31 protein-coding genes, 1 pseudogene and 1 riboswitch are annotated in these 25439 nt (G+C 44.1%); of the genes and pseudogenes, 28 read left to right on the plus strand and 4 right to left on the minus strand.

The genetic code is table 11. The annotated features are described in order from the left end of the window. Nucleotides 1–36: 36 nt before the first annotated feature. Entirely contained in the window at nt 37–438 is a 402-nt protein-coding gene (locus HDCHBGLK_RS10600; protein ID WP_004605287.1) for a type II toxin-antitoxin system HicB family antitoxin, read from the minus strand. 31 nt (nt 439–469) lie between these two features. After that, complete coding sequence (locus HDCHBGLK_RS10605; RefSeq protein WP_004605288.1) at nt 470–652, minus strand: type II toxin-antitoxin system HicA family toxin; 183 nt, start codon at nt 650–652, stop codon at nt 470–472. Nucleotides 653–1187: 535 nt separating this feature from the next. Between HDCHBGLK_RS10605 and HDCHBGLK_RS10615 the strand changes: the two genes are divergently transcribed. The 19 genes and pseudogenes from HDCHBGLK_RS10615 (at nt 1188) to HDCHBGLK_RS10710 (ending at nt 13324) form a co-directional block, all read left to right on the plus strand. Further along, the gene (locus HDCHBGLK_RS10615; RefSeq protein WP_004605290.1) at nt 1188–1604 is read left to right on the plus strand and encodes a hypothetical protein; all 417 of its coding nucleotides are present in this window, start codon (nt 1188–1190) and stop codon (nt 1602–1604) included. 323 nt (nt 1605–1927) lie between these two features. Beyond that, nucleotides 1928–2071: a hypothetical protein gene (locus HDCHBGLK_RS19410; protein ID WP_004605292.1), complete on the plus strand. Its 144-nt coding sequence runs from the start codon at nt 1928–1930 to the stop codon at nt 2069–2071. A gap of 304 nt (nt 2072–2375) precedes the next feature. Further along, the gene (locus HDCHBGLK_RS10625) at nt 2376–2768 is read left to right on the plus strand and encodes a histidine phosphatase family protein (RefSeq protein ID WP_233440759.1); all 393 of its coding nucleotides are present in this window, start codon (nt 2376–2378) and stop codon (nt 2766–2768) included. A 47-nt stretch (nt 2769–2815) separates the two neighbouring features. Further along, entirely contained in the window at nt 2816–2992 is a 177-nt protein-coding gene (locus HDCHBGLK_RS19740; RefSeq protein WP_004605295.1) for an NUDIX hydrolase, read from the plus strand. 377 nt (nt 2993–3369) lie between these two features. Further along, a complete protein-coding gene (locus HDCHBGLK_RS10635; protein ID WP_009248722.1) occupies nt 3370–3837 on the plus strand; it encodes a GNAT family N-acetyltransferase in 468 nt (155 codons plus the stop codon). Nucleotides 3838–3934: 97 nt separating this feature from the next. Next, nucleotides 3935–4057, plus strand: a pseudogene (locus tag HDCHBGLK_RS10640) (GNAT family N-acetyltransferase); the annotation flags it as partial. A 7-nt stretch (nt 4058–4064) separates the two neighbouring features. Next, complete coding sequence (locus HDCHBGLK_RS10645; protein WP_009248721.1) at nt 4065–4508, plus strand: GNAT family N-acetyltransferase; 444 nt, start codon at nt 4065–4067, stop codon at nt 4506–4508. Nucleotides 4509–4628: 120 nt separating this feature from the next. Further along, nucleotides 4629–5306 carry a 4Fe-4S double cluster binding domain-containing protein gene (locus HDCHBGLK_RS10650; protein ID WP_004605300.1) on the plus strand — a complete coding sequence of 226 codons (678 nt, stop codon included), beginning with the start codon at nt 4629–4631 and terminating at the stop codon, nt 5304–5306. 278 nt (nt 5307–5584) lie between these two features. Next, on the plus strand, nt 5585–6556 hold the full coding sequence (bioB, locus tag HDCHBGLK_RS10660) for a biotin synthase BioB (RefSeq protein ID WP_004605301.1): 972 nt from the start codon (nt 5585–5587) through the stop codon (nt 6554–6556). Between the two features lie 113 nt (nt 6557–6669). Continuing rightward, nucleotides 6670–7554 (plus strand): DegV family protein, encoded by an 885-nt coding sequence (locus tag HDCHBGLK_RS10665; RefSeq protein ID WP_009248719.1) that lies wholly within the window; start codon nt 6670–6672, stop codon nt 7552–7554. A gap of 126 nt (nt 7555–7680) precedes the next feature. Further along, the gene (locus tag HDCHBGLK_RS10670; RefSeq protein ID WP_004605303.1) at nt 7681–8133 is read left to right on the plus strand and encodes a LytTR family DNA-binding domain-containing protein; all 453 of its coding nucleotides are present in this window, start codon (nt 7681–7683) and stop codon (nt 8131–8133) included. 4 nt (nt 8134–8137) lie between these two features. Next, nucleotides 8138–8842, plus strand: coding sequence for a LiaF transmembrane domain-containing protein (locus HDCHBGLK_RS10675; RefSeq protein ID WP_004605304.1), 705 nt, complete (start codon nt 8138–8140; stop codon nt 8840–8842). Between the two features lie 201 nt (nt 8843–9043). Continuing rightward, nucleotides 9044–10417, plus strand: coding sequence for an FAD-dependent oxidoreductase (locus tag HDCHBGLK_RS10680; RefSeq protein ID WP_004605305.1), 1374 nt, complete (start codon nt 9044–9046; stop codon nt 10415–10417). A 249-nt stretch (nt 10418–10666) separates the two neighbouring features. Continuing rightward, nucleotides 10667–11158 (plus strand): DUF2975 domain-containing protein, encoded by a 492-nt coding sequence (locus tag HDCHBGLK_RS10685; protein ID WP_004605306.1) that lies wholly within the window; start codon nt 10667–10669, stop codon nt 11156–11158. 17 nt (nt 11159–11175) lie between these two features. After that, nucleotides 11176–11385 (plus strand): helix-turn-helix domain-containing protein, encoded by a 210-nt coding sequence (locus tag HDCHBGLK_RS10690; RefSeq protein WP_004605307.1) that lies wholly within the window; start codon nt 11176–11178, stop codon nt 11383–11385. Between the two features lie 180 nt (nt 11386–11565). Continuing rightward, complete coding sequence (locus tag HDCHBGLK_RS10695) at nt 11566–11931, plus strand: DUF2089 domain-containing protein (RefSeq protein ID WP_004605308.1); 366 nt, start codon at nt 11566–11568, stop codon at nt 11929–11931. 35 nt (nt 11932–11966) lie between these two features. Further along, entirely contained in the window at nt 11967–12353 is a 387-nt protein-coding gene (locus HDCHBGLK_RS10700; protein ID WP_004605309.1) for an SHOCT-like domain-containing protein, read from the plus strand. Between the two features lie 11 nt (nt 12354–12364). After that, the gene (locus HDCHBGLK_RS10705) at nt 12365–12628 is read left to right on the plus strand and encodes a hypothetical protein (protein ID WP_004605310.1); all 264 of its coding nucleotides are present in this window, start codon (nt 12365–12367) and stop codon (nt 12626–12628) included. Nucleotides 12629–12724: 96 nt separating this feature from the next. Next, nucleotides 12725–13324: a VanZ family protein gene (locus tag HDCHBGLK_RS10710; protein ID WP_004605311.1), complete on the plus strand. Its 600-nt coding sequence runs from the start codon at nt 12725–12727 to the stop codon at nt 13322–13324. Nucleotides 13325–13474: 150 nt separating this feature from the next. On the opposite strand, the gene HDCHBGLK_RS10715 is transcribed toward HDCHBGLK_RS10710, so the two are convergent. Then, nucleotides 13475–13669, minus strand: a complete 195-nt coding sequence (locus HDCHBGLK_RS10715; protein ID WP_004607984.1) for a hypothetical protein — start codon at nt 13667–13669, stop codon at nt 13475–13477. A gap of 35 nt (nt 13670–13704) precedes the next feature. Then, nucleotides 13705–14886 (minus strand): IS91 family transposase, encoded by a 1182-nt coding sequence (locus HDCHBGLK_RS10720; protein ID WP_039909242.1) that lies wholly within the window; start codon nt 14884–14886, stop codon nt 13705–13707. A 361-nt stretch (nt 14887–15247) separates the two neighbouring features. Here HDCHBGLK_RS10720 and greA point away from each other — a divergent pair, with 361 nt between their 5' ends. From greA to abc-f, 9 genes are all read left to right on the plus strand, one after another. Beyond that, a complete protein-coding gene (gene greA, locus HDCHBGLK_RS10725) occupies nt 15248–15751 on the plus strand; it encodes a transcription elongation factor GreA (RefSeq protein ID WP_009248716.1) in 504 nt (167 codons plus the stop codon). A 281-nt stretch (nt 15752–16032) separates the two neighbouring features. Continuing rightward, nucleotides 16033–16148: riboswitch (TPP riboswitch) on the plus strand. A gap of 57 nt (nt 16149–16205) precedes the next feature. Then, the gene (thiM, locus tag HDCHBGLK_RS10730; protein ID WP_004605595.1) at nt 16206–17027 is read left to right on the plus strand and encodes a hydroxyethylthiazole kinase; all 822 of its coding nucleotides are present in this window, start codon (nt 16206–16208) and stop codon (nt 17025–17027) included. Next, nucleotides 17014–17655 carry a thiamine phosphate synthase gene (gene thiE, locus HDCHBGLK_RS10735; protein ID WP_004605596.1) on the plus strand — a complete coding sequence of 214 codons (642 nt, stop codon included), beginning with the start codon at nt 17014–17016 and terminating at the stop codon, nt 17653–17655. The genes thiM and thiE overlap by 14 nt, the downstream gene beginning before the upstream one ends. After that, nucleotides 17652–18311 carry an HAD family hydrolase gene (locus HDCHBGLK_RS10740; protein ID WP_004605597.1) on the plus strand — a complete coding sequence of 220 codons (660 nt, stop codon included), beginning with the start codon at nt 17652–17654 and terminating at the stop codon, nt 18309–18311. Before thiE ends, HDCHBGLK_RS10740 begins: the two co-directional genes overlap by 4 nt. Nucleotides 18312–18396: 85 nt before the next feature. Continuing rightward, a complete protein-coding gene (gene thiD, locus HDCHBGLK_RS10745) occupies nt 18397–19242 on the plus strand; it encodes a bifunctional hydroxymethylpyrimidine kinase/phosphomethylpyrimidine kinase (protein WP_004605598.1) in 846 nt (281 codons plus the stop codon). 3 nt (nt 19243–19245) lie between these two features. Continuing rightward, complete coding sequence (gene cytX / locus HDCHBGLK_RS10750) at nt 19246–20418, plus strand: putative hydroxymethylpyrimidine transporter CytX (protein WP_004605599.1); 1173 nt, start codon at nt 19246–19248, stop codon at nt 20416–20418. A 109-nt stretch (nt 20419–20527) separates the two neighbouring features. Next, nucleotides 20528–21943 carry a helix-turn-helix domain-containing protein gene (locus HDCHBGLK_RS10755; protein ID WP_130574594.1) on the plus strand — a complete coding sequence of 472 codons (1416 nt, stop codon included), beginning with the start codon at nt 20528–20530 and terminating at the stop codon, nt 21941–21943. Between the two features lie 53 nt (nt 21944–21996). Next, complete coding sequence (locus tag HDCHBGLK_RS10760) at nt 21997–23463, plus strand: WD40/YVTN/BNR-like repeat-containing protein (RefSeq protein WP_004605601.1); 1467 nt, start codon at nt 21997–21999, stop codon at nt 23461–23463. 372 nt (nt 23464–23835) lie between these two features. After that, complete coding sequence (gene abc-f, locus HDCHBGLK_RS10765; protein ID WP_039909385.1) at nt 23836–25332, plus strand: ribosomal protection-like ABC-F family protein; 1497 nt, start codon at nt 23836–23838, stop codon at nt 25330–25332. Nucleotides 25333–25439 lie beyond the last annotated feature (107 nt).

Consider the following 25439-nt stretch of genomic DNA (forward strand, 5'->3'; position numbering starts at 1 on the left):
CAGATACCGCCCTTGATTATATTATACAAATGAGATTTATGAATGTATTTGTAACTTTGCAATAAGAGCATCCTTGAGGACTTTTGAATAATTGATACCAAGATTTTCACATGCAGTATTAAGCCATGCAGGAATACTCAAGGTTTTCTTGACTGCCTTATCATCGTATGCACGAGCGTACTCGTCGAGGTTCACACATACCATGTTGACAATAGCGTTTTCGTCGTCTTTTTTGACCGTGTCCAGTGCAGACGGAGCAGGAAGAACATCACCGTCACGCAACGAAGTGAAAAGATATTGACCACAAGCCTCTTGAGCCATAGCGAAAGCATCCGCAAGGTTATCCCCATAAGTGGCGAGGTCATTAAGGTCGGGGAAAATGACAGAATATCGACCGTCATCCTCCGGATAAAAAACAGCGGGATAAATATAATTCATACAAATCTCCTTTCTTTTAAGGTGGCAGGTCTCACTTGAGACCCGCCTGTTTGAGTATGGAGTTGACAACCCTTTGAGGAATGTCGCCTCGATGATTCGGGATTGTTACCTTTCCCGATTTGGTTGGATGCTTGTATTGATGATGTGAACCTCTCACATCTACGAGCGACCATCCGTCATCAAGGAGTTGTTTTTCAATTTCTCGAAATCTCATTTGTATTGTTTCCTCCTTACAAGTATATAATACTACGTATTATACGTAATGTCAATAGAAAATACGTAAAATACGTAAATAATTTTCAAGGTTAAAATAAACGGGGTAATATGAGAATAGGTGAAAACGGGTCAGTAACACACGGGTAACTGACAAATGCTTTGAAAATGCCTATTTTTCAAGGGTCGGAATTATGCAAGCGTTAATTTCGGTTCAGCAAGAGATAATCGAAGAAAATATGAAGATACAGATAAACCTCAGAGACATCACGTTTCTGGGGTTTATCTTTTGCCCCTTGAAACGTGCTGAACCGGCAGAAAACAGGGTGGAAATTCGTCAATTCAATATTTTCAAACCGAAAAACCCGGAATTTAAGTCCAGGAAGTTCATAGAAAAAATGAAATACTATTATACGGATATTATCTATAAGCTGGTAAAAGGTACGAGCCAGAGAATTTAGGAGGGCTGGAAACCGGATCAGTTCCGAAGAATTCTGCAGAAAGCGATCGGAAAACTGAGAGGATTCATTCAGTTTGTGAAAGAGATCCGGAACGGAGAATTTGAAGCAAGAGGAAACCCGCTGATCCGCCCAGATCTGAGATTTGATGTGACACTGGCACCACTGCCGGAGACGGCAAAAGGAGAAAGACCATCTTCAGCTCTGCAGGAAGCGAAAGTGATGAGACTGGATCATATTTTGCAGAAGAAGAAAGCGCAGCAGACTCTAAGCGAGATTCCTAAAATGCAGGAATATGAAAATGCACTGGAAGTGAAAAAAGCCTATAAAGCTGCAGTTACTGAACTGAAAGATGTGCGGAAACTTCAGAGTGAATGGGAACAGAAAGGAATCCCGGAAAAGAAGTACTGGGTGATCAAAGCCAACGTTCCAGAGAAGACAAGGCAGAAAAGCATCCATGAACGTCTGGAGGAGGTATGTATATTCAGATTATAATATTTCGTAATAACGAAATATTTTGCCATAAAGAAAGGATTGATCAGAAAATGTTTGACGGCCAGTGTGTATATGGAGATTGGATTGCAGGCAGGGATATTGCTGATGCAGGATGTGGTCAGGAATGTTTGCATGGGGAATATGCCAGATATTGAAAAAGAGCATATATAAGGAATTTCAGGGATGCTTTAAACTAAGAGAAGAACTAACATTTTAAAGCAGTTTTCACTTTAATGTTATAGATAGTGATAGTATAATAAGTCTATAGATCCATAGTTGTTGAACGTAAAATGGGAATTGACTGAATAGAGAAGAAAAGGGATATGGAACTGGAACTTATTAGATTAGAGGAATTACATATCAGCGAATTGACAAAAATAATGGAGCGCGCTTTTGATGAAGATACAAGAATACATCTTTGTGACGATAAAGATGGATCTGACGGGTATGATGTGGTAGTTTTTTGAGAAAGTGGGGACTAAATCGAAATGCTTCCTCATATGGCATTTTTTTGGAAGGAAAGTTAATTGGAGGTGTGATTTTTTGGATTGATTGAAAAAATGTATCCTGATACAAAGATTTGGAATACAGAGACACCTATTTTTTCGAGCAGAAATCATAATTTCTATGTCAATAAGTGTGGTTTTCATATTGTCAAAATTGATAATCCTAAAAACAGGCGAGAGGGTCAATATATCTTGCAGAAAGTGAAACCTGACGGAAAAAGGCATAGAACAGGCCAGACAATTTGCTGAAATCGTACCAGATGATATTGACATGATTATAACATCCCCGTTAAAAATGGCCGTTGAAACAGGTAAAATTGTTGCTGCGAAAATGAATGTTCCTTTGTATAGAGAAGTGCTGCTAATTGAGCAGAATTATGGAATATATGAAGGTGTTGACAGAAAGGAATCGCAATTTCTAAATAACAAAAGAAATTTCGCATACAGATATCCCGGCGGGGAGTCTATGATGCAGGTAGCATATCGGATTTATGGGTTTATTGATAAGATCAAAGAAGAGTATTCGGAAAAGAAGATACTTCTGATCAGTCACGGTGGTGTATGCCGCATTATCAGGACATATTTTACGGACATGACCAATGAGGAATTCTTTCATTACACATTGGAAAATGCAAAATGTGAGGAATATGAGTTGTAGGATTTTTCTAATACTCATTTTGAAGGGGGAAGAGTGATTTGTTAGAAGTGAAACTTTATGACACAGTAGACGATGCATTATTGAAGTTTGCGGTAATTATTTCAAAGAGCAACGGGAAATGGGTATTCTGCAAGCATAAGGAGCGGGATACTTTTGAAGTGCATGGAGGACATCGTGAATTTGGTGAAGATATCATAGAGACTGCAAAGCGTGAACTTCAGTAAGAAACCGGCGCAGTCCGGTATGATATTAAGCCGGTTTTCGTTTATTCAGTCACGGGAAAGAACCGTGTAAATGAAAGCGGAGAAGAAACATTTGGGTTATTATGTTATGCGGAAATCATGGGATTTTCAGATCAGCTGAACAGTGAAATGGAAAAGGTAGTGCTTATGAATCAGCTGCCTGAAAACTGGACATATCCATTAATACAGCCCAGATTGAGTGAAAAGTATCTTCAAATGGAAAAGCAATCTTACAGTTAATTATGGAGGCAGGATATGGTTATACCACAAAATGGAAACTGCTGCTTTAAAAGGATAGATGGAAGAAATGGAAAAGTAAAGATCTTTTAATATACATGGATTTCAGGAGAAAGAACAATATGGACTTAACATACAAAAAAGCAACTCTGGGAGATATTGATCTGTTAACAGAAACAAGGATAATAATATTGAAAGCAGCCAATCAATTATCTGATGAGGTTGATATGAGCGAAGTGAAAAAGGAGTCTTATCATTATTATCAAAAGGCTCTGCATGATGGCCGCCATGTTGCCTATTTGGTCTTTGATGGAAAACGGTTTGTTGGAGCCGGTGGTGTCAGTTATTTTCAAGTAATGCCGACTTATCATAATCCGAGCGGGAAAAAAGCATATATAATGAATATGTATACAGACCCTGAATATAGAAGACGAGGAATTGCGTTTAAAACATTGGATATTCTGGTCAAAGATATTAAGAATAAGGGGATTACTACTATTTCATTAGAAGCTACCGAAATGGGACGCCCACTATATGAAAAATACGGGTTTGTAGCAATGAATAATGAAATGGAATTATTGGTGGAATAAATTGCAAATATCCGGATTGAAAGGAAAAGAGATATTATGATACGTGAACTCAAAGAATGCGAGTATTCTATTTTGTCTGATTTTCTGTATGAAACGCGGATATGAAAAAGTTTCTCTGTCTGTGCAGAAAGCGAACTATGCCGTAAAGCTGTATGAGAAGACAGGCTTTAAAATTGTGGATGAAAACGAAGAAGAATACATTATGGTACGTGATTGGTGAGAGAAAAATGAAGATAAGAGAGATTACAGAAAACAAAAAGCAATATATTTCCCTTTTGCTGCTGGCGGATGAACAGGAAAGTATGATCGACCTTTATCTTGATCGGGGTACTATGTATATCCTGGAAGATGACGGGATAAAGTGTGAATGTGTGGTTACGGATGAAGGTTGCGGAATTCTTGAGATTAAAAATATTGCCACGGACCCTGGCTGTCAGAGAAGAGGATATGGGAAGGCTATGCTTGAGTTTGTTACAGAAAAGTACAAAGGCCGATATGACATTCTGCAGGTTGGGACGGGTGACAGTCCACTGACAATTCCTTTTTATGAAAATTGTGGTTTTGTCTATTCCCACAGGATTAAAGATTTCTTTACGCAACATTATGACCATCCGATTTATGAAAATGGTGTCCGGTTAACGGATATGATATATCTGAGAAAACGATTATAAAGTAATATTGCTGTAATTTGAATAATTTGCATGATGACGGTATCGTGTTTAGCTAAATTCCTTGTAAATAAATAGATAATTGCGTACGGATAAATGCTGATTGGAGGAGGTGTCATATAAATGGACAGTAAAAAGGTGAAAGAACTATTGTTTTCATTAGGTGCAGACTTGTGTGGAATTGCAGATTTAAGTTATTTTTCTAATGCACCAAAAGGATATCACCCGTTAGATGTTATGCCGACATGTAAATCGGTAATTTCATTTGGTTGCAGATTTCCTGTCGGAACACTTATATGCAAATCGCCGATTCCTTATACAAGAGTACGAAATTCTATTGTACCTAAAGTAGATGCCATAGCACTTGATTTTTGTATTGAAATGGAAAAATCAGAAATTGTGTGTGTTCCGATACCGGCGAATGAAAGTCAATGGGACAAGAATACCGGCAGATACCGTTCAATCATATCATTAAAACATGCGGCGCAGGCGGCCGGCCTGGGAACAATAGGACGGCATTCGCTTCTGATCACGCCGGAATTTGGCAGCATGATCTGGCTGGGGGCTGTTTTATGTGATGCAGGGCTTGAACCGGATAAAACATTAGAACATGTTTGTGATAACTGTAACCGGTGTGTTGATATTTGTCCGGTAAATGCACTGCAGATGCCGGAATTAGACCAGCAGAAATGTTGGAACCATGCTTTTGGAGATGATGAAGAAATTCAGTCATGGAGAATCATTTGTCACAAGTGCAGGGACATATGCCCATATAATTTGGGAACAAAGAACTCTTTTTAAAAAAGATAAACTGTTAATTATCGTATTGAATAAATTTGAATGGGGGAGTTGCTATGAAACGTGAGTTAGGAATTGCCCGATGTGGACTTGCCTGTTGTTTGTGTTCAAGGATAATCAATTGTATATTGCAATGAATGGAAAGGGGGCTATCGCACTCATTACTTAGAGCGACTGGTCCTCATTTTTTGCAAAACTGTAAACTGATATTATGGAAAAGTTGACAATAAAAAGGTTATTGTTTATAGTAACTAAGAAGATTATAAAGGAGGAAATATAATATGACTTTAGTAGAAGAATTAAAAGAGAAGGTTATGAGTAATGGAAATCTGTCAAGAGAAGAAGCCTGTGCTCTTTTCCGGGAACCATTAGAAGAACTTAGCCGTGCTGCGGACGAGATCAGGAGGCATTTCTGCAAAGACGGGTTTGATATCTGTACGATTGTCAATGGAAAAAGCGGCAGGTGTTCTGAGAACTGCAAGTTTTGCGCGCAATCCTCCTTTTATCATACAGAGGCAGTAGAATATCCCCTTATGGATGTCAAAGAGATTCTGGATAAGGCTATCGATAATGCCAGACGCGGGGTACTGCGCTATTCTATCGTGACATCAGGAAGGCGCCTTGGCGATAATGAAATTGATCAGATGTGCAGGACTATCCGTAAAATTAAGGAAACAGTGGATATCGAGATCTGCGTTTCTTTTGGGCTTCTTGACAAGGAACAGTTTATAAGACTGCGGGATGCAGGCGTATCCCGGGTACATAACAATCTGGAGACATCCAGGAGGTATTTCCCGCGTGTTTGCACGACCCACACCTTTGATGATAAAGTGGCAGCCATCCGCGCCGCCCAGGATGCGGGGCTGAATGTGTGCAGCGGTGGCATTATGGGACTTGGCGAGACGGAAGAAGACCGAATTGATATGGCGTTTACCCTGAAAGAGTTGGGAATTAAAAGCGTGCCAATCAACATGCTGAACCCGATTCCGGGAACGCCATATGAAAACGTCCCAAGGCTTAGGGAAGAAGAAATGAAAAGAATCGTCGCCATATACCGCTTTATCCTTCCGTCGGCTTCCATAAGGCTGGCAGGAGGAAGAGGGCTGCTTGCAGACAAAGGCGAAGGATGCTTTCGGTCAGGAGCCAATGCAGTCATATCGGGGGATATGCTGACCACCTCAGGGTATACCATTGAGTCGGATCTGGAGATGATTGGAAGATTAGGGTACAGGACGGCTCTCTGTAACGGGTAAGGCCTTTTTCCATTTTTCCATAGGCTTATAGCACAATCTGTGATAAAATAGAAAGTATATAATTGCTGCACAAGAATGTGACGGATTGCGGCAAGGAAGAAAGGATGATGAGGATGGGGGAATTTGTAATCAGTTGCTGTTCAACAGCAGACCTTACAGAAGAGCATTTTAATACGCGTAAAATATCATACATCTGTTTCCATTATGAACTGGATGGGAAAGAATATGCCGATGATCTGGGAAAATCACTTCCTTTTGACAAGTTTTATCAGGCGATGATGAATGGCGCCCAGACTAAGACTTCACAAGTGAACGCTGAAGAGTTTACGGAATATTTTGAAGGATTCCTCAAAGAGGGAAAAGATATCCTGCATGTATGCCTGTCATCAGGAATCTCAGGCGTGATCAATTCCGCCGTGATTGCAAAGGGAGACCTAAAGGAGCAGTATCCGGACAGGAAGATCTATATAGTAGATTCCTTGGGAGCGTCTGCGGGATATGGACTTTTGATGGATCAACTGGCAGACCTGCGTGATGAGGGGAAAAGTATTGAAGAAGTCTATCAATGGGCTATGGATAACAGACGAAAGTTACATCACTGGTTTTTCTCTACAGACTTGACCTTCTACATCAGAGGGGGGCGGATCTCCAAGACAGCAGGCTTTATCGGAGGAGCGTTGAATATCTGTCCGCTGCTTGATATGGACAAGGAAGGACATCTGGTTCCAAGATTTAAGATACGTACGAAGCGGAAGGTAATCAAGGCTATAGTAGACAAGATGGAAGAATATGCACAGGGCGGCCTTGAATATTCGGGCAAATGCTATATCTCCCACTCCTATTGCTATGAAGATGCCAAGGAAGTGGCCCGGCTTATTGAAGAGCGGTTTCCAAAACTGAATGGAAAAGTTGAGATTAATAATGTAGGCACGACCATAGGAAGTCATACGGGCCCAGGAACCGTTGCGCTGTTTTTCTGGGGGAGCGACAGAAACTAGGAGGGTCAGGCTTGATTCTCCTGAAAGGGATTCCTTACCACTTACCGCTGGATTCCATACCACTTGCTGAAATATTGTTTACTTTCCATCCCATTTATGGTTAGATAACACCAGGGAGAGGGAAAGATGAAGATACGCATAGAAATCGAAGACAACTTAACAGAGGAAGAGATTATTATACGCAGCGGCAGCCTGAATGCTAAGGTTCAGATGATACAGAAGGCTATTGCCGAGGCGGTGGACAAAGAGCAGAAGATGTCATTCTTTAAAGGGGACACGGAATATTATCTGCAGCTTGCCGAGATTCTGTTTTTTGAGACAGAAGATGGAGAGGTATATGCTCATACGAGGAAAGAGACCTACCAGGCTAAGTACCGCCTGTATGAACTGGAAGAGGCTCTTCCCAGATATTTTATGAGAGTGTCCAAATCGACGATATTGAATACGAAGAGAATCTATGCGATCACAAGAACGCTGCCCTCATCCTGCACGGTAGAATTCCAGGGTACGCACAAGCAAGCGTATGTATCCAGGTATTACTATAAGCCGCTTAGGGATAGATTGGAAGAAAAGAGGTAAGGATATGAAGAAGGAACGGATATTTTGGGGATTATTTTTTATAGTCGCGGCAATTTTTCTGCTTGTAAGCCGGCTGGGGGTTCTGGGGGACATTGGCGTATGGAGTTTGCTGCTTACGGTATTCTTCGTGGCATGCCTGGTAAAAAGCATTGCCCATAGGAGCGTCAGCGGCGTGCTGTTCGCGGTGGCATTCTTATGCATTATCTATGCAAAGCCTCTGGGGATTGAGGCGATTACGCCGTGGCCGGTGCTTGGGGCGGCTGCCTTAGGAAGTATAGGAATCAGTTTCTTATACCATCCCAGAAGGGATTACAGGAACTATGGATGCTGGGGCCGCGGCAATCACTATTCAACGGAGACAGAAGAGACTGTGGATGGAAGCCAGATGGAGTTTAGTACTTCATTCGCAGGCAGTATCAAATATGTTAATTCCGATGATTTCCAGAGTGCGGATTTAAAATGTTCGTTTGGCTCGCTGAAGGTGTATTTTGACAATGCTATGATTCAGAATGGCGCGGCGAGGATATTCCTGGATGTTTCATTTGGCGGGGTCGAATTGTTTGTTCCCAAGGAATGGAACGTGGTGAATAATGTAAGCGCATCTTTTGGATCTGTGGACGAGAAGAATTCTAGCAGGAGTTCAGGGGTACCTGTAGTGACGCTGACGGGAAAGGTAAGCTTTGGAGGCATAGAAATAGTATATATTTAAGGAGCAATCAATAGCAGCTATACTTTTGAAATTCAGAGGACTCGGTTGCAAGAGGCAAGGAAAAAGGATTTCCTTGCTTCTTTTTTGGATGAAATAAGATTCCGATATACATTGCTATAAAATGTTCTTGACATTCTAAACTGTACATGATAAAGTTACAGTAATAAATGTAACATTCAAATATACAGTTCGAAAAGAGGTATGGAAATGAAAAAGTATCAGGATATTATCATTGGTTTTGGCAAAGGCGGAAAGACGCTTGCAGCAGCACTAAAAAAGGCGGGACGGGAAGTCGCGCTGATTGAAAAATCCGATCAGATGTATGGAGGAACCTGTATTAATGTAGCCTGCATCCCGTCGAAGTTTCTGGAGCATGAAGCACGCAGGTCAAGCATAGTAGGCGGAAGTTTTGAAGATAAGGCACGGCGCTATAAAAAGGTGATCCAGGAGAAGAGAGAACTGGTAGGAAAGTTGAGAGATAAGAATTATAAGAAGCTGGCAGAAGCAGCAGGAGTCGATGTCATAACAGGCACAGCATTTTTTACAGATCCAAATCATATTATGGTTGCCTATCAGGATGGAAGGACGGAGGGATTGGAAGGAGATAACTTCTACATAAATACAGGCGCCAGGCCATTTATCCCTCCGATCAAGGGGATTCATGAAAGCATCCATGTCTACATAAGCGAGACTCTTATGGAAGAAGAACGTCTTCCCAAGAACTTAGTGATTATTGGCGGAGGATATATAGGTGTTGAGTTTGCCTCCTACTACAGCAATTTTGGCTCCCAGGTGACTGTGATTCAGAATGGAAAAGATTTTATCCCAAGGGAGGATCAGGAAGTGGCCCAGGCCGTTCTGGATCTTCTGAAGAAAAAAGGCGTACGGATTATGGAAAGCACGGAGGTAGAGTCTGTCAGAGATATGGATGATGTGGCACTTGTAAGCGTAAGCCAGGATGGCAGGCAGGAAATACTGCGGGCAGACACAGTGCTCGTTGCCACCGGGCGTCGGCCGAATGTAGAAGGATTGAATCTTGATAAAGCAGGTGTGGATCTGACGGAGAGGGGAGCAGTCAAGACGGATGAAGGTCTGAGGACTACAGCTTCGCATATCTGGGCAATGGGGGATGTAGCCGGGGGCCTGCAGTTTACCTATATCTCTCTGGATGACTCTAGGATTGTGAAATCCCAGGTACTGGGAGCGGGAGAACGCACGACCCTAAATAGAGGAGAAGTTCCCTACAGCATCTTTGTAGATCCGCCGTTTTCCCGGGTAGGACTTACAGAAAAGCAGGCGCTGGAAGCAGGATATACGATAAAGAAATCGGTACTTCCCGCACAGGCAATTCCCAAGGCTCTGGTGATTGGACGCCTTGAGGGCCTCCTGAAAGCGATTATTGACGAGGAGTCAGGAAAGATTCTTGGCGCGCATTTATTCTGTGCAGAATCTCAGGAGATGATCAATATCATTAAGATGGCTATGGATGCGGATCTTCCCTATACAGTGCTGCGGGATTGCATCTTTACTCATCCGACGATGAGTGAGGCGTTAAATGATTTGTTCGCGTTATAATGTGAAAATACTTCATTTAAAGAAGTGTTAGAAATTTTCAGGAATCTTCCCGATGGAAGGTTCCTGTTTTGCTTTCCGCGAGAGTTTTGCGGTTCGGTCCGTAATCTGGCATGTATGTAAATAACTGCTTTCTTCATGTTAACTTAATTCAATAATAATTTAATGATAATCATTAAATTATTATTGAATTAAATTAGAATATATGGTATACTTCAGATTGGTTAAAAAGAAGAGGAAGGAGAGGATCACATGTCAGAGGAAGAGATTCAGATGGATTGCGAAAAGACAGAAAAAAAGGAATTTTCAAGAGGATTTCGAATATTGCTGTACTTTGCTATAGCAAATACGGGATTTGCAGGACTTAGTGCAATATATTATATACCTTGGGCGCTGAGAAATCATGGATGGGAGATGGATGGGATGACATATTTTTGCTGGAACTGCATGTTCTATGTGATTATGCTGTTCTGCTTTATTATTTTAGTGAAAATTGCCGTTTCCAAGAGACCATTTTCTGGCGCGCTGGTAACGCTTTTTTACGGAGTAGGCCTGCTGTTTATTACTGGATCCGCGATATTTCCTAGTTTGCCGGGGTATACGCAGCCGCATATGCTCTCGGGGGTTGAAGGAGGATTTTATATCGATATGATTCCGTTTATGGCGGGCCTGGTATTAGTCCTCTTCGGAAGAATTCTGCGGTATGGATTCGAGTATCAAAAAGAGATGGATTCTATTCTGTAGAAAGTGGGGGCTGTGACATGGCAATTATACTAAGGCTTGACCGGGTGATGGCGGACCGCAAGATGTCACTGAATGAATTATCAAAGGAAGTGGGAATATCCAATGTAAATCTTTCAAATCTAAAGACAGGAAAGGTAAAAGCAATTCGGTTTTCTACTTTGGAGTCTATCTGCGATGTGCTGGACTGCCAGCCGGGAGACATATTGGAGTATCGACGGGAAACTTAAAAATTAGGTGTAAGAATGTGCTTTGGCACATTCTTTTTTTAATAATATATTAAACTAATAATAAAAATTGGTTGAACGATGCATTAATAAAATTAAGATTTATATTAAAATAATTAATTATATGATTGACATTTTTAAGGATATGGATTATATTAGTCTTATTAGAAGGGAAGTGGATGTATGAGAAAAGTAATCAGCCAGTGTCCTGTGTGTGGAGGAGAACTGAAAGTAACCCGTTTAAAATGCGAGGAATGCGAAACGGTGATTGAGAATGACTTTGTGCTGAGCAAGTTCGACTACTTGTCTGGAGAGGAACTTTATTTTACAGAGACATTTATCCGGTGCAGGGGCAATATCAAGGAAGTTGAGAAAGAACTAAAGATATCTTACCCTACTGTTCGGGCGAAACTGGATGCCATAATCAAGAAACTGGGATATGAAGATGAGACAAGGCAGGACGAAGAGATGATGAAGCGCGAGGCTGTGCTTAAGGCGCTTGAACAAGGGGAGATTACGGTGGAAGAAGCAATCAGGCAATTGAAATAAGAAATGAAAATAATCAATGAAATAGGAGAAGAATTATGGATGAGAGACTCAGAATATTAAAAATGGTGGAAGATGGGACAATTACGGCAGAGCAGGCAGCCGAGCTTATGAAGGCAATGGGCGTGGAAGAAGAAAGCCAGGTTCCAGCGAAATCCAAAGCCGGCTATGATAAGAAGATGTTCCGAATCATCGTAGACAGTGTGGATGGCGATAAAGTAAATGTCCAGTTTCCGGTGGGCGCTATCAAGAAGATCCTTAAAGTGACAGGCAAGCTTCCCATTGCGGATAAAGATCTGCAGGGAGTGGATCTGGAGCAGATGATGGATGCCATCTCGGAATGCCTGGATGAAGAGATCGAAGGCGATTTTGTCAATGTCGATGCAGCGGACGGTACTACTGTAAGAGTATATGTAGGGATATAAAGGAGCTGTCTATGAGAGTAATCGTAAGATCCAAAGATGCGAATTTCAGAATGCCTGTGCCAATCGGGCTTGCTTCTGTTGTTGTAAAGTTGATTCCCAAGGCTGTATTTGATAAGATGGGCGAAGATGTGCCTAAGCCATATGACAGCCTTGTCTCAAAGGATATCATTTGCATGATCTTTGAAGAATGCATGGATGTGCTGAAAGAGAACAAAGGCTTGGAAATCATACATGTAGAAGCAGTAGATGGAACATTCGTTTCTATAACTCTATAAAAGCGTCGGATAAAAAATCAGAATTCCTTAATAAAATTCCATTCTTTATTTTAAGAATCCTTGGCTATAATTTTCTTAGATAAAGGAGGGTTGAGGATGCTGAATGTATTTACGCTTTATAGTCTGGCAAGCATGCTCCTTCCCTGCATGGTCTATCAGTTAATCTTGGTAGTCAAGGCGCGCAGGAACGGGCAGAGGTGCCAGGCTGTACATGTCATCTGGATATATATTTTCCTGATATATATATGGATGGTATTCCAGGTGACGGGGATCGGGCTTCTGGGGGATATATTAAGAACGGACACTGATCTCATTCTTGGGGGAGTGAATTTTGTTCCTTTTGATTCCATTGGGATTGGCTATATCTTAAACGTTGTTATGTGCATGCCTTTGGGATTTTTGCTTCCATTAATCTGGGAAGATTGTAGGAAATTGGGGAAAACGGTGATGATAGGAGCCGGATTCTCATTGCTGATTGAGATTACCCAGCTCTTTAATTATCGCGCTACAGATATTGACGATCTGACAGCCAACACGCTTGGAGTTTTATTGGGATATTTCATATGGAAGATATTTGTGCGGCTGTTCGGTATCCGACTGAAAGCAAGAGCCATAGGAAAGCAAGAGGCAATCATCTATATATTGCTGTCGGTGGCAGGCACTTTTTTACTGTATGATCCTTATTTGTTATTTTAGATACTAATATTTGTCTAAAGAAACTATCTTCTGACATTTAATGGCAGAAGATAGTTTCTTTTTTGCTTTATAGGAAAGTTCTCCTTTCGGAGAACTTGGGGACTAAAATAGCCCGCTCAAAAGCGGGCATAGTGAATCAGACGGTTTGGATTAAAAGATGTAAAAGCCCTCTTCACCAAAATCGTCATCATCAAGGTTATCAAATTCATGTAAGAAATAATCCATATCCAGAAGTTCGTCGTCACTCATGTCATGGACTTCTTTAGAAGTCATACCTTCTGGTGGATTTTTAATGTACTGTTCCCTTAGTTCCTTTGCGAGTTCTGCTTCTGTTATACGTTTCATAGTGTGGCCTCCGTTCTTAAGATATATTGAGTTTATCATGAGAAAAGAGGTTTTGGAAGATATGAAAACGAGGCAGGCGAACGACATCTATGTTTTTGCATAGCCTTTTCGTATAATTCATGCAAAGGAACAGGATTATGATTAAAATATAGTTCTAAAAATAGCATGGTTTTTCCACAGTTCGGACATTTTAAAGGATCGTAACCAAAAGAATGTAAGATTGAATCACGCCACCTATTGAGTGAAAGAAAAAAGTTATGTTTTTCTCTGGAAATGGCTTTTCGTAAAAAATTGTCAGAATTACGGTGACGAGCGTAAATACCATAATAGCGAATCATTTTAAAATGTTTTTCAGGGATGTGTTGTGTTAAGCGGTCAATGAATTCCAAAACAGGAACAGTTTCTGTAATAAGTTTATTGTCTTCATGACGGTTGTAATGGAAGGTGACAAAATCACCATCGTAAGAATCAATGCGAGAAGTAGCAATAACAGGTCTGCCAAGATAACGACCGATATATTTGATAACCTGAGAAGGATTACACTTGTTAGGCATGGCGCGAACATAAAAACCATTTTTATCTTTTGCATAGATAGCAGATTTTACTTTTTTGAAAGCTGGACCTATTTTTTGATGGAGTTCATTTAAAAGAGCAGTTTGGAACGCATCACGTAAAAAATGATAGTTAAAATGTTTGAAGTGTCGCCAGGAAAGAGTATTACCAACACCACCTTCAGAAACAAGGCAGTGAATGTGAGGATTCCATTTTAAATCTCTGCCAAAGGTATGAAGGACGCAAATAAATCCAGGAGTAAATAATTCAGATTTATTTTCTTTATGGAACATACGAGAAATCACGCTGTTGACTGCCGAAAAAAGGCAGTTAAGAAGAGAACGGTCTTTAAGAAAAAAAGGCCGCAAAGAATCATCAATGGTAAAAACACAATGCCGATGTTGTACATCAATAATCTTAAAAGACATAGCAGTAGTTCTGTCAATGGAATACATGTTACCACAAGTTGGACAGAAGCGAGAATGACAACGAAAAGCAGTAAATTTGAAATTACCACAATTGGGACAAATATACATGGCGCCACCATAAGATGGATCGCCACAATGAATCATTTTTTCTACATTCTCAACAATAGCATCACGAGGATGTTGAAGATAAATCATTTCTTCATAATGTTCGATAAAAATTTTTTGTAAGATATTCATAAGACCATTATGAAGCAAAATGAAGCAAAAAGAAACCCCTATCCCTCATGATTGAGGGGCAGGGGAGTTGAAGTGTCGAAGACACTATTTTTACTTCTTAATTAAATGTTTCTTTCACTCTGCATGGTATTCATCTTCCCAAAGACCTGGGGGCTTGATGGAGTATGGACAGCGCCGGCGTTACCCAGTGTTGTCTGGCACTGGCAGGACTCATCCTGCTAAAAATGCTGGACAAACGAATGCTTGGGAAGGTAAAATGAGCACGTAACAAAGTTGAAAAGTGTTACGTGTAAAATTGAAAAATGTTACGTGTCAAACCTACACAACTGGTGCGTAAAATTGATCGGGAGGAGGATATCGCATGGGAGAGCAGTTAACGCGAAGTGACGTCAAGAAGATAAAGGAAGAGATTGAATACCGGAAGCTGGTGGTCCGCAAGAGGGAACTGGAAGCGGTAAAAGAGGCTCGGGCACAGGGAGACTTAAGCGAGAACTTTGAATACAAGGCAGCGAAGCAGGATAAAAACCGCAACGAAAGCAGGATACGCTATCTGGAGCGGATGCTCAAGAACGCCAGAATCATCTCGGATGATTCCGGGGAAGATGAAGTAGGGATTAATAATACGGTAGAAGTATATTTCGAGGACGATGATGAGACAGAGACCTACCGTCTTGTCACCAGCGTGCGCGGCAATTCCCTACAGGGCCTGATCAGCATAGAATCCCCGCTGGGGAAGGCCATCAAAGGTCGAAAGGCGGGAGACCGCGTAAAGGTTAAGACCAATGGCGACAATGGATATTACGTGGTGGTCAAGAAGATAGAGAAGACTACGGATGATTCCAATGATACCCTAAGAAAATATTAATTGGAGAAGGGTGCCAAGGAAGACCCAAAACGCGATTCACCCGGAAATGCTGTACACCTCCGGCACAATCCTGTGCGTGGAAATTTATAGGCAGTTATTCAGTTAACTGGTAGAGATGCACAGCCAATTATGAGCATACATAAATTATCGTCTAAAAAATATTTAGTTGTATAATAAATTGGTTTGATCTAGTTGATTAACCATACAACAAATTGCGGAAGGTAAAATTGTGGAAAAAGGTTGCAAAGAAACTGGAAAGTAGTATAATTAACGTTGTATAAAACAGAACAACGGGGAGCTTGCAGATATGGAGCAGGCTGAGAGTAGGCTGATATTGCCTTGACCCATAAACCTGATTTGGATAATGCCAACGTAGGGACATAACGTATGTAATCAGACGGATATGCCGAAGGCGGCATATCCGTTTTTCATGCGCAAAAGGAGGAAATAGGAAATGCTGGGAAAGTGTTTAGACAATGTAAGAAAGACGATGCCGCTGGTACATAATATTACCAATTATGTGACGGTCAATGATGTCGCAAATGTGCTGCTTGCCTGCGGGGGAAGCCCGATCATGTCCGATGAGCCGGAGGATGTTCAGGATATTACTGCCATCTGCGGCGGATTGAATATTAATATCGGCACATTGAATAAAAGAACGATAGAAGGCATGTTCGTGGCTGGCCATAAGGCCAATGAATTGGGCCATGTGGTGCTTCTTGACCCTGTAGGGGCAGGCGCCAGCGCGCTTCGCACCAATACGGCTGTAAAACTGATGGAGGAACTTCATCTGGACGTCATCCGAGGCAATATCTCGGAAATCAAGACGCTGGCTCTTGGAAGCGGCACCACCAAAGGCGTGGATGCCGATGTGGCGGATGCAGTGACAGAGGAAAATCTGGACGAAGCCGTTGTGTTTGCCAAGGAGTTTGCGAAGACATCCGGATCCATCGCGGCAATTACGGGAGCCATCGATCTGGTCAGCGACGGACAGGAGTGTTATGTGATCCGCAATGGCCGTCCGGAGATGGGGAAGATTACCGGCACCGGCTGCCAGCTCTCGGGGCTGATGACTGCTTTTCTAGTGGCCAATCCCGACCAGAAGTTAAAGGCTGCGGCTGCCGCGGTCTGCGCAATGGGACTTGCAGGAGAGATCGGATGGAACTTAATGCAGGAAGGAGATGGCAATTCCGCGTACCGGAACCGGATCATCGACGCGATATACCATATGGATATGGAGACTTTGGATAAAGGAGCAAAATATGAAGTGCGATAAGAAAGACCTATTATTATACGCTGTGACGGACAGGCATTGGCTGAACGGCAGGACGCTATACAGCCAGGTGGAGGAAGCGCTAAAAGGAGGCGCCACCTTCATCCAGTTAAGGGAGAAGGAACTGGATGAGGAGCATTTTCTGGAAGAAGCCAAAGAAATCAAAGAACTGTGCAGACGCTATCAGGTTCCATTCGTCATCAATGACAATGTGGAGATCGCCCTGGCAGTAGATGCGGATGGCGTGCATGTTGGGCAGAGTGATATGGAGGCCGGGGATGTGCGGGCAAAGCTGGGTCCGGACAAGATAATCGGCGTCTCCGCCCAGACGGTAGAGCAGGCGGTGATGGCAGAGCAAAATGGAGCCGATTATCTGGGAGTTGGCGCGGTGTTCCCGACCGGCTCGAAAGCAGATGCTCTGGAAGTTAGCCACGATACGCTGAAAGCCATCTGCAAGGCGGTAAAGATACCAGTCATTGCTATCGGCGGGATCAGCAAGGAGAATATTCTGGAACTTTCCGGCAGCGGGATCTGCGGCATTGCCGTTATCAGCGCGATTTTTGCAAAGGATGATATAGAAGAAGCGGCCAGGGAATTAAGAGGCCTGACAGAGAAGATGGTAACCGCATGATAAGAGGCGCGATATTTGACGTAGACGGGACGCTTCTTGATTCCATGGCAATCTGGGAAGATGCGGGAGCCAGGTATCTGAAAGGGCTTGGCATCCAGGCCCAGGAAGATTTGGGGAAACTATTATTTCCCATGAGTCTTCAGGAAGGGGCTGCCTACATGAAGGCCAGGTATGACCTGAAACTTAGCGTAAGCCAGATTATCGAAGGAGTAGGGGATACGGTAAGAGACTACTACTTTTATGAGGCCCCTCTAAAGAAGGGGGCAGCCGACTTTTTGGGGAAATTGTCAAGAAAAGATATTCCCATGGCGGTGGCAACATCCAGCGAACTGGAGCATATTGAAGCGGCATTTAAAAGACTGAATGTGAATCAATATTTTCAGAAGATTTTTACCTGCTCCCAGGTAGGCGCAGGCAAGAGCAGACCGGATATCTACTTTGCGGCCGGCAGGTATCTGGGGACAGAGCCCCGGGAGACCTATGTGTTCGAAGATGTGCTTCATGCCATCGAGACGGCGGACAATGCCGGTTTCAAGACGGTAGGCATATACGATAGATTCAGCGAATCGAAGCAGGAGGAGATCCGAAAGCACTCGGATATTTATCTTGAGGATTTGACCGATTTTCAGACATTTTGGGAATATGCATCCAGGTGATGCTTAGACCGGCGGTAGATTGGGGGCACCACCTTCTGTCGCTTGATAAAATTAATGCAGGATTTTATGAGGAGGATATATACAGATGAGAACAGCATTAACAATTGCTGGGAGCGATTCCAGCGGAGGCGCCGGCATCCAGGCAGATATCAAGACGATGATCGCAAATGGCGTATACGCCATGAGCGCGATCACAGCTTTGACTGCGCAGAATACTACCGGCGTGACAGGCATTATGGAGGTGACTCCAGAATTTTTAGCAGAACAGTTAGATGATATTTTTACGGATATCTACCCGGACGCGGTTAAGATCGGAATGGTATCGGCAAGCCCTCTGATCCGCATCATCACGGAAAAGTTAAAAGCATACAAGGCAGACAAGATTGTCGTGGATCCGGTCATGGTTGCCACCAGCGGTTCCAGGCTGATCAGTGACGAGGCGATTGAGACGTTGAAAGAATGCCTGCTTCCGATGGCAAGCGTGCTGACGCCCAATATACCGGAGGCAGAAGTGCTGTCCGGCCTGGCAATTGAGACGCAGAAAGACATGGTGGCTGCGGCGGGAGCCATCAGCAGGACCTATTCCTGCGCGGTCCTTCTAAAAGGAGGCCATCAGATCAATGATGCCAATGACCTTCTGTACCGGGAAGATTCTTATAAATGGTTCAATGGCAGGCGCATAGATAACCCGAATACTCACGGCACAGGCTGCACGCTTTCAAGCGCCATCGCCTCGAATCTGGCGAAAGGATTTGACCTTGACACCTCTGTAGAACGTGCCAAGGCGTATATATCCGGCGCGCTGGGCGCGATGCTTGACCTGGGACGAGGAAGCGGCCCGATGGATCACGGATTTGCCCTGACGGGAGAGTTTATCCGGGAGAAGGAAGAGAGAATTGCTCCTGATTCAAACAAAGGGGAGGCGTGCTAGGAAATGGAAGAAAAGCGTACCTCTATATTTGAAAATGGACTGATCTGGTTTGGCGCAGGGGTATCAATTGCGGAGATTCTTACGGGTACCTATCTTGCGCCGCTGGGATTTAAAAGAGGACTGGCGGCTATCGTCCTTGGCCATATCATTGGATGTGTCATGCTGTTTCTGGCGGGCGTGATCGGAGGCAAGGCCAGACGAAGCGCCATGGAGACCGTGAAGATGAGCTTCGGCCAGAAAGGAAGCCTTCTGTTCTCTGTTCTGAATGTATTGCAGCTGGTGGGCTGGACGGCCATCATGATCTACGATGGAGCGCTGGCGGCGAACGGCGTGGTCCGTACCGGCAGATGGGTATGGTGCCTCGTCATCGGCATTCTGATCATTCTCTGGATCATGATTGGGATCACCAATCTTGGGAAAGTCAATGCCTTTGCCATGACAGCGCTCTTTATTCTGACGCTGATTCTGTGCAAGGTGATCTTCTTTGACAGTGGTGCCATAGGCATGGCCGCCGATGACAGCATGACCTTCGGAGCGGCAGTGGAACTGTCTGTTGCCATGCCCCTATCCTGGCTTCCGCTAATCGGCGATTACACCAGGGAGGCCAGGGAGCCTGTAAAGGCGACGGCGGCAAGCGCTATCGTATATGGGCTTGTCAGCTGTTGGATGTACGTGATTGGAATGGGGGCCGCGATCTATACGGGAGAGTATGATATTGCCCAGATTATGCTGAAGGCGGGACTTGGCATTGCAGGCCTTCTGATCATCGTGTTCTCCACGGTCACCACAACCTTTCTGGATGCATATTCCGCCGGAATATCCAGCGAATCTATCATCGCCAGGTGGAACGGAAAGCATGTGGCTGTCATTGTGACGGTGATCGGAACGATTGCGGCTATCGTGTATCCGATGGACAATATCACGGACTTCCTGTATTTGATAGGCTCTGTGTTCGCGCCGATGATCGCCATCCAGATCGCGGACTTCTTCCTTTTGAAAAGGGACAGCAGCAAAGATCGGGCCAATATCCCCAACCTGCTGGTATGGATTGTGGGATTTGCTATATACAGGATTCTGATGCACATAGATATGCCGGTAGGCAATACACTTCCGGATATGGTAATCACCATTCTTCTGTGCCTGATCGTAAGCAGGATTCTGAAGCAGAAAAAATAGTTCCTAATGAAAAATAGTAGAAAATAGGCGGTTGCAACCAATAGTTGACAAATAGTTGGTAGATTGCAACCGCCTATTCTGTTATGCTTGTTACATGGAGGTGAGCAGGATGTCGCTAGGAAAAAATATCGCATCCAGGAGAAAGAGCCAGAATTTTTCACAGGAAGACATTGCGACTCTGGTGGGCGTAAGCCGGCAGGCGGTCTCCAAGTGGGAGAAGGATCTGTCAAGCCCCAGCACGGAGAATATCATACGTCTGGCGGAGATTCTTCGGGTATCCGTTGAAGAACTGACAGGTGGCCGCCCGGCGGCAGCAGGCAGAGACAGAGAAGACAGGAGCGTGTACCGTGTGTCAGACAGTAGATATCTGTGGCTTCTGATCAAAGACCGGTTATTCATCAGGCTGGCCAACCCGGTGCTGATATTCTTGTATCTGGAAGCATGGCAGACCATGTACCAGTTAGCCTATATCGGAATGCTGAAAAGGAATCTTTTATGGCTGTCCATCTATTCATTCGGAATATTGCTGTTTATCCTGGAAGGGGCAGCCGCTGTCTATATTGCGGCAAGACGCCGGGTGATCCTTGGCGGGGAGCTCCTGGAACTGTCGGAAGAGGGTATCGTCGTGGTGGACATGTCCTACCGCAAGAAGGCTGACATCCACTGGCGGGAAGTAAAGCGGGTAAAGGAAAGCAGGCATTATTATATCCTTATCCTGGAAGGGCGGCGTTTTCTGCCAATTCCCAGGCAGGATATGACAGAGGCCCAGGAGAGTCTGCTGAAAAAGCATGCCAGGCGCGTCCGGGGCATAAAGCTGCGCATCGTGATTGCAGCATTCTGGATATTCGTAACAGCATGCGGCACCTTTGCCGTAGGAAGGTGCATGGTGAATCTCAATGGAAAGCTGGCCTGGAAGATTCAGGAGGCAAAGACAGACAAAAAGGTAAGGCTTAAGGAAAAGAACTTCTACAAAACCGGGCTTTCAGGAATTATGGATAGGGTGCAAACGAAAGTAGAACTGATGCCTCACCTTATGACCGAGAATGTGGATATTATATTTAAGAAGGATGGAGAGATTGAAAGCATCTATGCCTTCATCTATGGATACGATATGGACTATAAGCTCAGGACTACGTATCTGGTATCCTACGAGCCGCAGACAGACAAGCGGATGCTGATACACACTCAAGACTGGACGGGAGTCGATAAGAGCGAGCAGAAAGAATACGATCCGGACAATGATATGGAGATACTCTTTCAAATGGCGGGGAATATTAATGTCCAGGATGTAGTAAGGCAGTGGGATGAAGAGCGTTACGGATTCTATTACAAAGGAATTGCATCCTGGGGATATCTGGGAGCGGCGGATGGTATCCGCTATATCGACCAGAAAGGAAAGGTTACGCTGCCTGACGATTATTCAAGCGTGGAAGTGAATGGGCCAAGCCTCTCCATCTACTGCCCAGATAAGAAGGAAGAACGGACGCCCATCCGATTTGTCTATGCACCGTCGGAAACCATGTAATACGTGCCAATCAGGAACAGAGGATACGACTAGGAAGAAGGAGAGCGAGTAGAATGAGCAAGTACAGAAAAATGGCAGGAGTCATAGCCTTATGCGTCTGTGCCGCGGTGCTGTGCACTGGATGCAGGTATCAATTTTTTGAGCAGATTCCGGTAATTGGAAAACTGTTTAAAGATGGGCAGGATGTGAAGCCGGGCTACACGGATTCAGGGCAGTATGACCTGCCGGCAGCCCTCAAAAAGGCAAAGCGTCCCGAGTCTTTTAACGAAAATGTTATTAACAAAATAAAAAAATTGACGCCTTTGGAGGAGTCGGATGTCATTGTGACAGAAGACCGCTATGAGAGCAAAGACGTGCAGTCTATGGAGATTCCGAAGAACCCATACGAGGTTCTGGCTGCGGATCCGGATGACTATGCAGCCGCTGCTGCTACCATGCTGGAGCGGTATTTTGCCTCCTATCTTTATGAAGATACAGAAACTATTGACGAGCCGAATATTCCAAAGGAGAAGTATTACTCTTATATCGAGGTGCAATGGTCCAGGCCGCTGGCCGGAAGCAGGGAGGAATTTGCTGTTGCTGCCGCAGTCAAGATCCACGATGTAAACCCGGAGGATACCATATATACGGAATTTGGGGAAATCGGCAATGACAATGCCATACACTGCAACCTTACGGTATATGGCGAACAGGCTAAGGATTATACCTTTAATCTAAAAGGCATCGCACAGACGGAGGACGTATTAAACGCTATTGAAGAAAAGTTCCAGCCTGTCCGGGCAGAGGCGACTCCTGTTTCGCCGGATCGGTATAAGATAGAGGGAGAGACTCTGTCCATTTCCTATGACAACGGAGGTACCTGGAAAAGCGTTCCTATCACGATGGATCAGTTGTTCGGGGAAGATACTCAGACAGATCGGATCTCTCTTTTAAGCGGCAGTTATTATATTGCGCCGGATAAGACCTTCTTCGTCTACGGAGGACGGGAGAAAATGCCGGTCACCATGATCGTGTCGGAGGATGCCGGAGAGACATGGACCAACAAGGAAGTGCTGGATCACCCCGGCGTTAGACGTAGTTATGCAGGGATGAGCGGGGATGGCAGTTTTATCTATGCGCTGATGTGCGTGGATAAGACCATGGGGTCCGAAGCGACCGTACTTTCTGTCAGCACGGACATGGGAAACACATGGACAGCCAAAAAGCCGATCGATGATTTTATGACGTTCCTAGTAAATGGCTTTACCTTCTTTGACAGCATGAATGGAATGGCGGCGGTCACAGACCATGAAATGCTGGACTTTAAGAGGACAAAAGACGGAGGGAATACCTGGGAGGAAGTACGTATGGATCCTCCGGCAGAGGGGTGGACCATGGTTTATGCCCCGCAGAAAGAAAATGATACATGGATATTCTACGTAGGGCAGGATGGATACGAAGAAATGGCGGGCGTATTATACAAGTATATCAGCACGGATATGGGAGAGACTTGGGAAAATACGGGAAGGGTAATATTGTAGAATAAAAATCGAAGCTTGCCTTTCTGGAAATTCTATGCTATCCTATCCAAAGAATAAGATGAAATGGAGATGAGAGGATGAGGACAGCTTCTTGCTAATGGAAACGTAACTGCATAGCAGGATGTACATGGGGATTGTATGCCCATTCGTTTTGCTGTGCACAAATAGCAGGAAAGTTGAACAAATCCATCTGCTGGGCAGGCAATTCATTCGTCTTTAAATAGAGAATATTTTGCGTACGTTATTACGTAGTGAGTGACTTTGCGCATCCATGCGACAAGATGCTAAAAGAACGTGCTGCCAAGACTGCAGGGAAGGCTTTCCTGCAGTCTTTTTTGGATAAGTTTTAATAGTTGAATGGGGGCATGCATTATGGCATTGATAGATGTAGTAGATTTAAGCTTCGCCTATGAGGGCAGTTATGATAACGTATTTGAACATGTGTCGTTTCAGATAGACACGGACTGGAAATTAGGATTTGTTGGGCGTAACGGGCGCGGGAAGACGACATTTTTAAATCTGCTTTTGGGAAACTACGAATATCAGGGAAGAATATCTTCCAATATGGAATTTGCGTATTTTCCATATGAAGCAAAGGATAAAAGGCGTATGACGATCGAGATTTTAGAAGAGATCTGTCCCGGCTTTGAACAATGGCGGATTTACCGGGAACTGAATCTGCTGGAGGTGGCAGCAGAGGTCTTATTCCGCCCTTTTGAAACGCTAAGCCACGGCGAACGGACAAAAGTTATGCTGGCCGTGTTATTTGCAGGCGAGGATCGATTCCTTCTGATCGATGAGCCGACCAACCATCTGGATATGGAAGCAAGGGATAAGGTGGCCCGGTATTTGAACAGCAAGAAAGGATTTATCCTGGTATCCCATGACCGCAGGTTCCTGGATGCCTGCGTGGATCATATCCTTTCCATCAACAAGATGGATATTGAGGTGCAGAAGGGAACTTTTAGTTCCTGGTATGCCAATAAAGAGGCAAAAGACCAGCAGGAGATGGAACAAAATGAAAAATTGAAAAAAGAAGTCCGTCGGTTGAGCCAGGCTGCCAGACGCTCCGGGGAATGGTCTGACAAAGTGGAGAAAAGTAAAAAGGGCCAGCGGGTAGCAGGCCTCAGGCCTGATAGGGGGCATATCGGACATCAGGCCGCGAAGATGATGAAGCGCTCCAAGGTTTTGGAAGGCCGTAGGCAGCAGGCGGTTGAGGAGAAGTCCCGGCTGCTTAAGAATATTGATACCGCGGAAGAACTCAGACTCTATCCCCTGGAATATCATACGGACCGGCTGGCAGAACTTAAGAATGTGTCAATCTCTTACGATGGACGAAAAGTATGCGAAGGCGTGAACTTCGAAGTAAGACGCGGGGAAAGGATCTGTCTGAGAGGAAGAAATGGATGTGGAAAATCCAGCATCCTGAAGATGATTCTGGGAGAAAAGATTCCATACACCGGAGAAATGCAGGTCGGAACAGGAATAAAGATATCTTATGTTCCTCAGGATGCTTCATTCTTGCAGGGAAGCTTGGAAGATATGGCGCTGGAATATGATCTGGATGAAAGCCTGTTTAAGGCAATGCTGAGGAAGCTGGATCTGGAAAGGAGCCAGTTTGATAAGGACATCGGGCAGTACAGCGCCGGACAGAAGAAGAAGGTGCTGCTCGCAAGAAGCCTTTGCCAGAGAGCCCACCTGTACATCTGGGATGAGCCTCTTAACTACATTGACGTTCTCTCCAGAATACAGATCGAGCAGCTGCTGATGGCATATAAGCCTGCTATGATCTTCGTGGAGCACGATGCGGCATTCTGCGAGAAGGTGGCTACGAAGCAAGTGCGGATAGGCAATCTTGGGGGCGAATAATTTTTAGGACATTTTGCTCAAACATGGATTGCGAACGTAAGTTCGGCGTGGTATGATACATGTATATGGAATTAGCAGCTCATACTATTAGCAAGTGCGGGAGGAAT

The sequence above is a fragment of the [Clostridium] scindens ATCC 35704 genome, from assembly GCF_004295125.1.
GTDB classification, from domain to species: Bacteria; Bacillota; Clostridia; order Lachnospirales; family Lachnospiraceae; genus Clostridium_AP; species Clostridium_AP scindens.